We start from the raw sequence: 13,819 nt of genomic DNA, 5'->3' as shown, positions 1-13,819 counted from the left end.
AGGTTAACGGGTTTTTGCTGACGTTATTTTAGTCGTGATAGCGTTGGTGCATGATGGGATATTGGTCATTTTTAGAGGTCAAGCTCTTAAATAATATCAAGAAATGATATTTTATCATGGCAGTAGGAGAGGCGAAGCGCTGAGTACCTTTCACCATCCCCTAGCAGTCAGTTGGATCCACGTCAATATTCCACTTCACCTTGCGGCTTTCTGGCTGGCTCTGTAACTCTGGTAAAATTTGTGCGGCAAATTGCTGCAAATAACCTCGTGATGGATGCTGTAAAAGCAGTTGCCAGCGGAAACGCCCGCCACGCTTAGCTTGAATGGCAGGGGTGGGGCCTAAAATCCATAAGCGTGAATCACTGTGTGGATGCTCAGAAATATAGTGACGGACTTTCTGTAAGAACTGCCTTGAATCCTGATTATTGTGATCTTCTGAACGGATTAAAATATGGCTGGAAAAGGGTGGCAACATGGCGATGCGGCGTTCGTCCATCGCTTCACGGGTAAACGCATCATAACCATTTTCTAATAAGGTCTGTAATAGTGGGTGCTCAGGGTGGTGAGTCTGTAAAAATACTTCCCCTTGTTTACCTGCTCGGCCAGCACGACCTGATACTTGTATATAAAGCTGAGCAAAGCGCTCGGCAGCTCTAAAATCACTGGAAAACAGTGCCCCATCGACATCCAGTAAGGCAACTAAGGTGACGTCAGGGAAGTGATGCCCTTTTGCTAGCATTTGTGTGCCAATGAGAATACGCGCGCCACCCGCGTGTACCTCATTCAAATGCTGCTCTAATTCACCCTTGCGGCTAGTAGTATCTCGGTCAATACGCGTAACAGGGACATTGGGGAATAACGTATTGATCCCTTCTTCGAGTTGCTCGGTTCCCATCCCCACAGGAACAAGGTGGGTTGAGCCACATTGAGGGCATTGTCGGGGGATAGGTTTTTGGCTATCACAATGGTGGCAGCGTAACTGATGGAATTGTTGGTGCAAGGTATAATAGTGATCACACCGTTGACACTCAGCTATCCAGCCACACTCATGGCAGAGCAACGCAGGTGAATATCCTCGGCGGTTTAGGAAAAGGATCACCTGATTATTTTGTGCGAGGTGATCTTGGATATGTTTAATCAATAAATGGGATAAACCAAACTTTAGTGGCTGCCCTTTTAGGTCGATAAGATGCTGTGTCGCAGGACGTGCATTACCCGCCCGTAATGTTAAGTTTAACTGACGATATTTCTTCTGCTGAACATTATATAAGGTTTCTAAAGAGGGCGTTGCCGTGCCCATAATAATGGGAATATTTTCTTTTTTGGCCCGAAATACAGCAAGGTCACGTGCATGATAACGCCATCCATCTTGCTGTTTATAAGAGCTATCGTGCTCCTCATCAATAATGATGATCCCTAAACGGGAAAACGGGGTAAAAAGTGCGGAGCGTGTGCCAATCACAATTGCGTTGGTACCTTGTTTCGCACGTAACCACACAGCAAGGCGCTCACTATCATTCAAACCTGAATGAAGAACGTCTACGGGGGCATTAAAGCGCTCGCGGAATCGGCTAATAGTCTGTGGCGTTAATCCAATTTCAGGAACGAGTACTAACGCTTGTTTACCCTGAGCGAGAATATTTTCTAATACGCTGAGATACACTTCTGTTTTACCCGAACCTGTGATCCCTGCAAGTAACCAAGGTGAAAAGTGATCATCTTCTGCACGAATGGCCCCAACTGCGGTGGCTTGCTCGCTATTAAGGCGTAAACGCTCGCCACATACGGCAAATTGTGACTGCCATTTTTCGGTGACGGGTTGGACGGGGTAAAGTTCGATATAATCTTTCTTTTTTAGTGTCCGTAACGTATTTTCACTCAATTCAAGTTCACTGACTTGATGACGATACACAGGGCGGCGGCGTAGTAGGGCGAGTGCCTGTTGTTGCTTAGGAGCACCTTTTAAAGTATTTAGGTCACACTCTTGCCCGAGCGGTGTAGCTTGCCATTGCCAAATAGGTGAAAATTCAGCCGGTTTCCCCTGACGTAACAAAATGGGGAGTGCGTGGAACAACACTTCGCCAATAGGGTAATGGTAATATTGTGCAGACCACAGCAATAGCTGCCAGAGGTCATCAGGGAATAAGGTTTCATGATCGAGCACAAGGTCAACGGTTTTTAGCTGATCTTCAGGAAGTTCGCTGCTATGGCTATGATCCACAACAACACCGAGTGCTTGCCGTTTACCAAAAGGCACCAAAACACGGCTGCCAATCGGTGGAATTGGCATGTTATCCGCTAAGCGGTAATCAAATGCGCGGTTTAAAGGAACAGGTAAAGCCACCTGAACGACGATCATAACTGGAATTCCGTCTGGTTTTTGTGCGAGAATAGTTTCATTATTTTGTTAGGGTACCATAAAAACTACGTGGTTTTCATTGCGTGATACAGAGATTTTCTGTATGATCCGCCGCCTTTGGTATCTAATTTTGCCAATAAAACATTTTTAATCAACACGACGTGTGGTGTCCGGCGTTAGGGCTGGAATGGCGACACGGCCTTAATAGAGGTTTTCCCATGAAAAAAGGTATTCATCCTAAATACGAAGAAGTTACTGCAACTTGTTCTTGCGGTAATGTTATGAAAATCAATTCAACTGCAGGTCACTCATTGAACCTGGACGTTTGTGGTAACTGCCACCCGTTCTATACTGGTAAACAGCGTGACGTTGCTACCGGTGGTCGTGTTGATCGCTTTAACAAACGTTTCAGCATCCCAGGCGCGAAGAAGTAATCAAGCCTGTGAAATGCAAAAAAAAGGGAAACTCAGTTTCCCTTTTTTAATGGGGGTAATATGGCTGAAAATCATTTAACGCCTTCCAGCCATTGGGTTCTTACCAGTGATAAGAATAGCCTAAACCTACATTTACACTGTCATGTTTGTAGTCAGTTTGTTGCCAACCGACACTGGTGCGTATTGTTGAGTTTTGGGTAACGTTAATATTGAGCCCTGCAACTGCGTAAGGGTTAACAGTACGCTCATCACCTTTATCGTAGGTATACGCACCGACATAAGGGATGTAACCCGTAAACGCATCACGATCACTATTGAGTTTAATATCTGTACCAATCTTACCATCTACTTGGAATACCTCATTGAGATTATGTTTGATATTCATTCCTAATTGCAGGTCGGTACGTTTGTTACCCATACGGCCATATTCTGCTGCAAATTCAGCATTTTTGGTCTCGGTATAGCTGCTACGGTTAATTTTTTTATAGGATAAAGCAACTTCAGGCATTAACCGCGTCTGAGAGGTTAATGGAAGACCATAACCAATACTTAGGCGTGCTTGATAGCCTTTGATTGTTGCATTTCCTTCCCCTGCTTCTGTATTTTTCAATGTATCACGAGTGATACGGACATCTTGATTTAGATATGAAGCGGATAAGTCTGCATATAGACCGTTGTTATTCAGGTTTTGTTGATAGCGAGTGAATAAACCAATAGCCGGGCGGCTATTGTTTCGGGTGTCATAATTATCCGCTAAGGTCGTATTATGAGCAAAATTCACTGCTGCACCGACAGTCCAATTTTCAGCAGGTAAACGTAATGCGCTATACAGACCAGTTGCAACGCGATGATTATCACTTAGGCTATCATATTGAGAGAAAAGACCAACACAGTAGCTACTGTCGCCTAATTGGCAACGGCTATTACTTAAATGATTTAAACTACTTTGATAAAAATCGAGAACTTTAAACCCTCGGTTTGCCGTGCGTGACATTGCATAGCTTGAATGAGTGGCGTCAACGGTCACGATATTCGGTTCAGTTTCTGAACCCTTGATCTTCCAAAGGGTTGCATGGATATCATCTTCATCTGTTTGAGCGGCACCAACAATAATCAAGCCATCTTCGGAAACGGCATATGCCGTTGAGGAGCCTCTATTATCAGATGCTAGGGTGCCTAAACCAACCATCCCTGTACTTTCAGACCAGCGATACGCACTAAGTTCATTGTGATCATTATAGGCTTCGCCAACAATCACAGAACCACTCCCATTCATATCAAGAGCCTCGGAGAATCCAGAATTATCGGCTTTTAATGAACCAAGGCTAACCATGCCTGTTTTTTCTGTCCAACGGAAAGTTTGTTGTTCATGGGCAAACTCACTATCTGAACTCCCAACCACAACAGAGCCGTCTTTTGAGACAAAATCAGCACTAGACTGACCACTTTTATCCGCTCTAAGTGTACCGAGGCCAATCATGCCTGTGGTTTCTGTCCATCTGAAAGCATTATTTTGGTTGTTATCGGTGTCTGAGAAGCCAACGACAACGAGTCCATTTGCAGAAGTCGCATTGGCTGCAGAGTTACCGGAACCATCAGATTTTAAGGTGCCTAACCCCTGCATTCCTGTCTTTTCTGTCCATCTAAAAGCATTCATCGCATTACTGTCAGTGCTTGAATCACCGACAATAGTAGAACCATCCGCAGAGATGCCATTAGGATCGGAAAGGCCTGAATTATCGCTTTTTAGTGTCCCTAAGCTACGTATGCCCTTATCTTCAGTCCAGATAAAGGCATTTCCTAAGTGACTGCCATCATTTGTAAATATCTGGCCCGTAATAACGCTTCCGTCATCAGAAACAGCTTGTGCATAGGAGTGTGCATTTGGGGTTAAGCTTTGTATCCCCGTTTTTTCAGTCCATCGAAATGCATTACCTTGCCCATCGTCAGTCTCTGAATAACCGATGATAACTGAACCATTTTTTGATATGCCATTGGTTGATATGCTGCCACTATTATCTGATTTCAGTGTTCCTAAGCTCACCAGACCACTTTTTTCAGTCCAACGGAAAAGATTGTCTCTTTGCGTATCGCTAGCAAGATTCATAACAATGATTTTGCCATCTGCAGAAATATGCAATGCCTCAGAATAAAATCCTTTTCGGTTATCCAAATTTATTTTCTTTTCTATTTCAAGTGGTTTTTCTGCCGCATAACTTTGTGCTGCTAGTAATGAAATACCAATAGCGACAAATGTGCTGATTTTATTTTTTCTCATAATTTATTACGTAATAATAGTAGGAAGTAGAATGAGATAATGAGTTATCAAATTACTTATTAAGTAAATGTTCTAATATTACCTCGACAATTATTAGTTCATTATAATAGAATGAAAAATAAACAAAACGTTTAATGTTGAGTTTGGGTTTAAATCAAAATAATAAGCTGAATCAGGGTGTTGAATATTGTGTTTTAGGATGTCTATGAAAGAATAGTGCTCAATATAAATATTTTTTTCTAAAGAAAAGCGTATTTTTTATATAATAGAAATGTAAATAAGAAAAATATTAAATCAGTAATAATGATACTTATCGCTTGTGACTTTGAATTTTAATCTAACAAAGTCATTTTTTTTGTTTTTAATGAGGAACAATTAATTTTAATTTGGAGATTATGAGTAATCTATATTACACCAATATTAGCGTATTGGTTAATACGCTAATTGTCCTATATAGCTATTAATATTTGCGGCAAGGTGCCGGTGCATATTGTGTATCCGCTGGGAACGGATTAGCGTCACATAATGGTAAGGTTTCGCGCACTTCAAAAAAAGCGATACCGATAACGCCAATATTTCGTTCATCGCCTTGTACGTTTTGATTCACGTAGGATGATTCAGGCGCTGCAAAACGAAATGCGGCAACTTGGTTGTTATTCTTGCGAAAACCTTCAATGGTCAGTTTTTTGCCTGGTCGAATTAAATAACCATTATTTTGGTAAGAACCTGCTTGCCCATTGAGGACATCAAGGCCGTCGACCGTTGTCACTACCTCATAAGTTTTATTTCTATCGCTATTTAGGATCCGCAATGTATAGCGCATACCCTCAGTGGCTGGCAGTTTATATTGCCCTTGGGAATTGCGGTAAATTGGCATTGGTTGCCCATACTCATTGATTACTGCGACAGAGAGAGGAAATACCTTGATATAAGGTTGGGTGTAAGCATGATTTGGTACGCGTTCACCTTGATAATAAATAGTGACAGTATCATAGGGTTGATTCGTCATGCGAGTGGCTGTCACGCCTTGGACGGAAGAGCGGATATCTTCACCCCATTGTGTACCCAATGTTTTTGCACTGGATGTAGATTGTGCTTCATATGCCACATCTGAGCGAGAGTCTACCACTTGTCGTGGATAAGAAGAGCAGCCAGTAGTGACCAACAAAGCGGCACCGAATAACGCCGCAGTAGCTTGAAAATAGGAGCTCATGACTTTAATCCTTACGTATTTTATTTTCTATGGAAGAAGCACGTAAAGTGTAAATAAGCACAAAAAATAAAGCTTGAAGGAAAGTCTGAAATAGAAATAAATAGGAATAATTCCCCTTATCTTAGTGATTGATCACCCTTCGCCAATTAAGACGAATAAGATAAGGGGATAGCGTTTAGTATTCCCAAGTTTCTGGGTCAATACCTAATTCACGCATAATCTCTTTTGCAGCCTCAGGAATTTCATCACTGCGCTCTTTACGCAAATCTTCATCATTTGGCAGCGGCTGTCCAGTGAAGGCATGCAAGAAAGCTTCACACAGTAATTCACTGTTCGTTGCATGACGCAAGTTATTGATTTGTCTACGAGTGCGCTCATCAGTTAAAATTTTCAGCACTTTTAATGGGATAGAGACTGTAATTTTTTTAACTTGCTCACTTTTTTTGCCATGCTCAGCATACGGACTGATATATTCACCGTTCCATTCAGCCATGAGTTACCTTGGTTAGTTTCATCAATAATAAAAAAATAATATGCCCGTCATCTTTCAAAGAACAAATATGAATAATCTCAGATCTCAAACCGACATATAAGTTAGTATACGCATCACATAAATTATCATAATTTCTGTTTTAAATTAATGCGTTAATTTACATTGCGCAAATTACAATCAATTTACGCATAATCATTAGGGATGATTATTCCATTACTTGATATAAACGTAAAGAGGTTTAGACGTCTAGATATATTGACGTCCAAACATCCAGTGGGTATTATTTGACTCACCGTCAATAAGGAGAAGCGTTTATGGCCCTCAAACCGTCGACTATCGCTATTCACAATGGATTAAATGAAGACTCGCAGTTTGGCTGCGTCGTGCCCCCTATTTACCTATCGAGTACTTATAATTTTACCGGCTTTAATGAGCCTCGAGTTCATGACTATTCGCGTAGAGGTAATCCTGGGCGCGATATTGTGCAAAGGACACTTGCACAACTTGAAGGCGGCAGCGGTGCGGTAATGACCAACAGCGGCATGTCGGCATTACATCTTTTATGCACTGTTTTTCTGCAACCGGGTGATCTCTTGGTAGCCCCACATGATTGTTATGGGGGGAGCTATCGTTTATTTAATAGCCAGCACCAACGGGGAGCCTATCAGGTTCAGTTTATTAATCAAAATAACCGATCAGAGCTTCTTGCGGCGTTAGCGAAAAAGCCGAAGTTAGTCTTAATTGAAACACCAAGTAACCCACTATTAAGTATTTATGATATTGAGCAGATTGCACGATTAGCGCATGATGCAGGGGCGTTTGTTGTTGTAGATAACACGTTTTTAAGCCCTGTCTTACAACAACCTATCGCGTTAGGTGCCGATTTTGTGGTGCATTCTTGTACAAAATATCTTAATGGTCATTCAGATATTATTGCGGGGGCAGTGATTGCCAAAGAGGAAAAATGGGCCATAGAATTAGCATGGTGGGCGAATAATATTGGCGTCACTGGTGGGGCATTTGATAGTTATCTGTTGTTAAGAGGAATGAGAACGCTGTCACCCAGAATTAAGCAGCAGCAGGCGAACGCCCAAGAAATCGTCAATTATCTTAAAGCCCAACCGTTGGTGAAAAAGTTATATTATCCTGGGTTAGCAGATCATATCGGCCATGATCTTGCTGTGAAACAGCAAAAAGGTTTTGGGGCGATGTTGAGTTTTGAATTTAATGGCGATGAACAACAGTTACGTCGGTTTTTGAGCACACTGTCATTATTTACACTTGCTGAGTCATTAGGTGGTGTTGAAACGCTTATTTCGCATACTGCCACCATGACACATGCAGGTATGTCGGCGGAGGCTCGGGCGGCAGCAGGGATCACAGATAGTTTATTGCGCATTTCTGTGGGCATCGAAGATAGCCAAGATCTCATTGCAGATTTAGACAATGCATTTAGGATAGCAGCACAACGTTAGTGGAGTATTTGATGAGTGTACTGACAGCAGTCGAGGCGGGGCCATGCCATCGCCAGTTACATAAGTTTGGGGGTAGTAGTTTAGCCGATGTAAAATGTTATCAGCGAGTTGCCAACATTATGGCGAATTATAGCCAATCTGGTGACTTAATGGTCGTGTCCGCCGCTGGAAGTACAACAAATCAGCTTATTAATTGGTTGAAATTGAGCCAAAGTGATCGCATTTCGGCTCATCAAGTTCAACAATATTTACGTCGCTATCAGCAAGAATTGATCCATGGGCTATTGCCTGAAGAAAAAGCAGAACAATTAAATCGCCAGTTTGTTGAAGATCTCGAACGCTTAAGCGCTTTGTTAGATAAACCTATTAATGATGCTTCTTACGCTGAAGTGGTCGGTCATGGTGAAATTTGGTCTGCTCGTCTCATGTCGGCAGTATTAGAAGAGGCGGGTATGCAAAGTGCTTGGCTTGATGCACGTATGTTTTTACGTGCAGAAAGAGCGGCTCAGCCTCAGGTCGATGAATCGCAATCACGCCATTTATTACAACAGATTTTAGTGCAATATCCTCAGCATCGCCTTGTTGTTACAGGGTTTATTTCTCGTAACCATGCGGGAGAGACTGTTCTACTAGGGCGTAATGGGAGCGATTACTCTGCAACACAAGTCGGCGCATTAGCAGGGGTCGAGAAAGTCACCATTTGGAGTGATGTGGCGGGGGTTTACAGTGCGGATCCTCGTAAAATCAAAGACGCATGTTTACTGCCATTGTTGCGGCTGGATGAGGCAAGTGAGTTGGCTCGTCTTGCTGCGCCGGTGCTGCACACTCGCACGTTGCAACCCGTTTCCGTCAGTAATATCGATCTACAGTTAAGATGTAGCTATCAGCCTGAGCAGGGTTCGACAAAGATTGAGCGTGTTTTGGCTTCAGGAACAGGTGCTAAAATAGTCACTAGCCATGATGATGTTTGCCTAATTGAGTTGAGGCTGGCACAGGGGTGCGATTTTAATCAGATATATAAAGATATCGACTTATTATTAAAACGTACTCAGTTACGGCCACTGGCTCATGGCATCCACTCAGATAGGAACTTATTACAATTCTGCTATACCTCAGAAGTGGTTGAAAGTGCACTGAATGTTTTAGAAGAAGCTGGGTTACCGGGCACCTTATCACTTCGTGAAGGTTTTTCATTAGTTGCATTGGTGGGGGCTGGGGTGTGCAAGAACCCACTGCATAGCCATCGTTTCTATGAGGAGTTAAAAGATCAACCTGTCGAGTTTGTTTGGCACTCAGAAGAGGGGATCAGCCTCGTCGCAGTATTGCGTTCAAACCAGACTGACCCTTTAATTCAAGGTATGCACCAAAGCCTCTTCCGTGCTGAAAAACGCATTGGCTTAGTCTTGTTTGGGAAGGGTAACATTGGTGCGCGTTGGTTGGAACTTTTTGCTGCCGAGCAACCAAATATCTCGGCACGCAGTGATTTTGATTTTGTCCTAGCAGGGGTAGTCGATAGCCGCCGTAGTTTACTGAATTATCAAGGCATTGATCCAAGCCGTGCACTCGCTTTCTTTGATGATGAAGCTGTCGAGCATGAAGATGATAATCTATTTTTATGGATGCGCGCCCATCCATATGATGATCTAGTCGTGCTTGATGTGACCGCGAGCGAATCTCTTGCTGAAAGCTATGTGGATTTTGCCAGCTATGGGTTCCATGTCATCAGTGCGAACAAAATTGCGGGAGCCGCACAAACCCAACAATATCGTCAAATACGTGATGCTTTTACGAAAACTGGCCGCCATTGGTTATATAACGCGACAGTTGGGGCTGGGTTACCCATTAACTATACGGTACGTGACCTGAAAGAGAGTGGTGATGCCATCTTAGCGATAAGTGGTATTTTCTCAGGGACGTTATCGTGGCTGTTTTTACAATTCGATGGCTCAGTGCCGTTTAGTGAATTAGTGGAACAAGCATGGCAGCAAGGTTTGACGGAGCCAGATCCCCGCATTGACCTTTCAGGGCAAGATGTGATGCGTAAATTGATCATCTTAGCGCGTGAAGCAGGTTATGAAATTGAGCCGAGTGATGTGCGTGTTGAATCATTAGTACCTGCCCAAGCAGAGTCTGGCTCTTTGGATGAGTTCTTTGAAAATAGTGCAGTTATCAATGAGCAGATGCAGCAACGTTTAGAAGCGGCTCAAGAAATGGGAATGGTGTTGCGTTATGTTGCACGGTTTGATGCGGTAAAAGGGCGTGCTCGGGTTGGTGTAGAGGCAGTTAAGCCTGATCATCCACTGTCATCGCTGCTGCCGGGTGATAATGTGTTTGCTATTGAAAGTCGTTGGTATCGCGATAATCCATTAGTCATACGGGGGCCCGGCGCTGGTCGTGATGTTACCGCGGGGGCGATCCAATCCGACCTTAATCGCCTTTCACAACTACTTTAATTTCGTTTAAAGATAGGCATCGGCGACGGTGCCTATCTACCGCTTAATTTTTTCCTCTTTATTTTTTGCCTTTTTGTTCTGATGATTTAAATCTTAAGCAAGATTCATGTCTTAAAAGTGCTGAATCGACAATATATTGCGCTAAAACAAGACTTAAATAAGAAAAACTAATAAGAATGAGGGTGTAATTAAATTTCAGAAAAATCCCCCAAAGCGCTTTTTTTCTGATATCTATATAGAGGCAAGGGTAAAATTTGGCGACTGCATCACAAAACAATAATTCTATCGCAGTTGGTTGAAATTTAATTACAGGAAATTAGGTCGCAGTTTGTTAACCGTCAGCAAACTTAGGTCGGGGTAGCATTCTGCCAAAAGCACAAGGTCAGGAGTCTCATGAATCAGCAATATTCCGCAATGCGCAGTAATGTCAGTATGCTGGGTAAGCTACTTGGCGACACAATCAAGGAAGCATTAGGTGAGGATATCCTCGATAAAGTCGAATCAATTCGTAAGTTGTCAAAATCATCGCGTGCAGGCAATGAAGTACAACGCCAAAAGCTGTTGATGACACTGCAAAACCTATCTAATGATGAACTATTACCGGTTGCAAGAGCATTTAACCAATTTTTGAACCTGACAAACGTTGCCGAACAATATCATAGCATTTCGCCACATGGTGAAGCAGCGAGTAACCCTGTGGCACTTAAAAAGCTGTTTAGTCGTTTAAAAGAGAAAAACTTTACCGATAGTGATCTTCGTCAAGCGGTTAACCAACTGTCGATCGAATTGGTGCTAACGGCCCATCCTACTGAAATCGCACGCCGCACCTTGATCCATAAATTGGTTGAAGTGAATACCTGCTTATCACAACTCGATCATGATGATCTGGCTGATTACGAACGCAACAATATCATGCGTCGTTTACGCCAGTTGGTCGCTCAGTCGTGGCACACTGACGAAATCCGTAAAATACGTCCAACGCCAATTGATGAAGCCAAATGGGGTTTTGCCGTAGTTGAAAACTCACTTTGGGAAGCGGTTCCGGCTTTCCTACGTGAATTTAATGAGCAATTAGAAGACTCAATTGGTGCTGAACTGCCCGTCGAAGCAAACCCAATTCGTTTTACTTCTTGGATGGGAGGAGACCGCGACGGTAACCCGAATGTGACTGCGGAAGTGACTCGTCATGTATTACTACTTAGCCGCTGGAAAGCCGCAGATCTCTTTTTAAAAGATATCCAAGTGTTGGTTTCTGAACTGTCCATGACCGAAGCGACACCTGAGTTACGGGCGCTCGCTGGGGGAGATGAGGTAGATGAACCTTACCGACAAATTGCAAAAAATTTGCGTAGCCAACTCTTTTCCACATTAGAGTATTTAGAACGCAAGGTAAAAGGCGAACAAGCACTACCACCAGCCGATTTACTGACCGACAATGCCCAATTGTGGGATCCACTATATGCCTGTTATCAATCGTTAATGGCCTGTGGTATGAGCATTATTGCGAATGGGCAGTTACTCGATACGTTACGTCGTATACGGAGTTTTGGCTTGCAACTCGTTCGCATTGACGTTCGCCAAGAAAGTACTCGCCATACAGAAGCGCTTGCTGAATTAACGCAATATCTTGGGTTAGGGGATTATGCAGCTTGGAGTGAAGAGGAAAAACAAGCCTTTTTACTGTCTGAATTACAATCTCGTCGGCCGTTGATCCCTCGTCATTGGCAACCAAGCCCTGAAACGGCAGAAGTATTTGAAACTTGCCGCGTGATCGCAGAATCGAAAAATGACTCCATCGCAGCTTACGTCATTTCGATGGCGAAAGTTCCTTCCGATGTTCTGGCCGTTAAATTGCTCCTCAAAGAGGCGGGGGCATCCGTTCGCCTGCCTGTCGCACCTCTGTTTGAAACACTTGAAGATTTGAATAATGCTGAAAGTGTTATGCAAAAACTCTTGAGCATTGAGTGGTATCGTGAGCTGATTGATGACCGCCAAATGGTCATGATTGGCTACTCTGATTCGGCAAAAGATGCTGGGGTGATGGCGGCATCATGGGCGCAATATCGTGCACAAGATGCGCTGATTAAGTTGTGCGACAAAGAAGGGGTCACTTTAACCTTGTTCCATGGACGTGGAGGCACTATTGGCCGTGGTGGTGCGCCCGCTCATTCAGCACTCTTGTCACAACCGCCAGGCAGCCTGAAAGGGGGATTACGAGTGACTGAACAAGGTGAAATGATCCGCTTTAAGTTTGGTCTACCACAAGTGGCGATTAGCAGCCTTGCGCTGTATGCAAGCGCGATTTTAGAAGCTAATTTACTGCCGCCACCGGAGCCAAAACAAGAGTGGAAATCAGTGATGGATACCCTCTCTGACGTTTCTTGTGCGATGTACCGTGATTATGTTCGTGAGCAGCCTGATTTTGTACCTTACTTCCGCGCTGCAACACCAGAGCTAGAATTAGGCAAGTTGCCGTTGGGGTCTCGTCCGGCAAAACGCCGTCCAACGGGGGGCGTTGAGACATTACGTGCGATCCCATGGATTTTTGCATGGACACAAAATCGCCTCATGTTGCCTGCTTGGTTAGGGGCGGGAGCAGCGTTAAAATATGTGATTGAGAAAGAAGGCAAACAAGCCATATTAGATGAAATGTGGCAACAATGGCCGTTCTTTAATACCCGTATCGCCATGCTGGAAATGGTTTATGCGAAGGCTGACTTGTGGCTGGCTGAATATTATGATCACCGTTTAGTGGAGGAGCGCCTTTGGCCTCTGGGTGTGAAATTACGTGAGCAGCTCTCTGAAGATATTAAGAGTGTGCTGGCGGTGTCCAAAGATGAAGCCTTAATGGCAGACTTACCTTGGATTGCGGAGTCAATTGTTTTACGTAATGTTTATACGGACCCGTTAAACGTTTTACAGGCCGAGCTACTACACCGTTCTCGCCAGCAAGAGCATCCGGATCCTCGCGTTGAGCAAGCGTTGATGGTGACGATTGCAGGTGTTGCAGCGGGGATGCGTAATACCGGCTAGAAGATAATATTTTGGCCAGATCAATGCGCTGGTTTGGCCGATAAAATGTGCAATATCACATCACGTACGACAACAGTAAGA

General features: G+C 43.7%; 8 protein-coding genes. 4 read left to right on the top strand and 4 right to left on the bottom strand.

Annotated elements, in window-relative coordinates; genetic code table 11:
- Positions 1–160: 160 nt before the first annotated feature.
- The gene (gene priA / locus PR699_RS18545; protein WP_004924606.1) at positions 161–2,359 is read right to left on the bottom strand and encodes a primosomal protein N'; all 2,199 of its coding nucleotides are present in this window, start codon (positions 2,357–2,359) and stop codon (positions 161–163) included.
- Positions 2,360–2,577: 218 nt separating this feature from the next.
- On the opposite strand from priA, the gene rpmE reads away from it, so the two are divergent.
- Positions 2,578–2,793 (top strand): 50S ribosomal protein L31, encoded by a 216-nt coding sequence (gene rpmE, locus PR699_RS18540; RefSeq protein WP_004924604.1) that lies wholly within the window; start codon positions 2,578–2,580, stop codon positions 2,791–2,793.
- Positions 2,794–2,893: 100 nt separating this feature from the next.
- On the opposite strand, the gene PR699_RS18535 is transcribed toward rpmE, so the two are convergent.
- The 3 genes from PR699_RS18535 to metJ form a co-directional block, all read right to left on the bottom strand.
- The gene (locus tag PR699_RS18535; protein ID WP_014657253.1) at positions 2,894–5,071 is read right to left on the bottom strand and encodes an autotransporter domain-containing protein; all 2,178 of its coding nucleotides are present in this window, start codon (positions 5,069–5,071) and stop codon (positions 2,894–2,896) included.
- A 460-nt stretch (positions 5,072–5,531) separates the two neighbouring features.
- Entirely contained in the window at positions 5,532–6,284 is a 753-nt protein-coding gene (locus tag PR699_RS18530; RefSeq protein ID WP_014657254.1) for a hypothetical protein, read from the bottom strand.
- A gap of 175 nt (positions 6,285–6,459) precedes the next feature.
- Positions 6,460–6,777, bottom strand: a complete 318-nt coding sequence (gene metJ / locus PR699_RS18525) for a met regulon transcriptional regulator MetJ (RefSeq protein ID WP_004924597.1) — start codon at positions 6,775–6,777, stop codon at positions 6,460–6,462.
- A 314-nt stretch (positions 6,778–7,091) separates the two neighbouring features.
- On the opposite strand from metJ, the gene metB reads away from it, so the two are divergent.
- From metB to ppc, 3 genes are all read left to right on the top strand, one after another.
- Positions 7,092–8,252, top strand: coding sequence for a cystathionine gamma-synthase (gene metB / locus PR699_RS18520; RefSeq protein WP_014657255.1), 1,161 nt, complete (start codon positions 7,092–7,094; stop codon positions 8,250–8,252).
- An 11-nt stretch (positions 8,253–8,263) separates the two neighbouring features.
- Entirely contained in the window at positions 8,264–10,705 is a 2,442-nt protein-coding gene (locus PR699_RS18515) for a bifunctional aspartate kinase/homoserine dehydrogenase II (protein ID WP_014657256.1), read from the top strand.
- A 393-nt stretch (positions 10,706–11,098) separates the two neighbouring features.
- Positions 11,099–13,738 carry a phosphoenolpyruvate carboxylase gene (gene ppc, locus PR699_RS18510; protein WP_014657257.1) on the top strand — a complete coding sequence of 880 codons (2,640 nt, stop codon included), beginning with the start codon at positions 11,099–11,101 and terminating at the stop codon, positions 13,736–13,738.
- The last annotated feature ends 81 nt before the right edge of the window (positions 13,739–13,819 follow it).

It is taken from the genome of Providencia sp. PROV268, from assembly GCF_028477805.1.
In the GTDB taxonomy this organism is placed as follows: Bacteria; Pseudomonadota; Gammaproteobacteria; order Enterobacterales; family Enterobacteriaceae; genus Providencia; species Providencia stuartii.
Note: the sequence above shows the minus strand (reverse complement) of the source record. Positions and strands in the feature narration are given on the sequence as shown.

Excerpts from the sequence above, each read along its gene's own strand:
- priA (WP_004924606.1), bottom strand. The coding sequence starts at position 2,359 with ATGATCGTCGTTCAGGTGGCTTTACCTGTTCCTTTAAACCGCGCATTT.
- rpmE (WP_004924604.1), top strand. The coding sequence starts at position 2,578 with ATGAAAAAAGGTATTCATCCTAAATACGAAGAAGTTACTGCAACTTGT.
- PR699_RS18535 (WP_014657253.1), bottom strand. The coding sequence starts at position 5,071 with ATGAGAAAAAATAAAATCAGCACATTTGTCGCTATTGGTATTTCATTA.
- PR699_RS18530 (WP_014657254.1), bottom strand. The coding sequence starts at position 6,284 with ATGAGCTCCTATTTTCAAGCTACTGCGGCGTTATTCGGTGCCGCTTTG.
- metJ (WP_004924597.1), bottom strand. The coding sequence starts at position 6,777 with ATGGCTGAATGGAACGGTGAATATATCAGTCCGTATGCTGAGCATGGC.
- metB (WP_014657255.1), top strand. The coding sequence starts at position 7,092 with ATGGCCCTCAAACCGTCGACTATCGCTATTCACAATGGATTAAATGAA.
- PR699_RS18515 (WP_014657256.1), top strand. The coding sequence starts at position 8,264 with ATGAGTGTACTGACAGCAGTCGAGGCGGGGCCATGCCATCGCCAGTTA.
- ppc (WP_014657257.1), top strand. The coding sequence starts at position 11,099 with ATGAATCAGCAATATTCCGCAATGCGCAGTAATGTCAGTATGCTGGGT.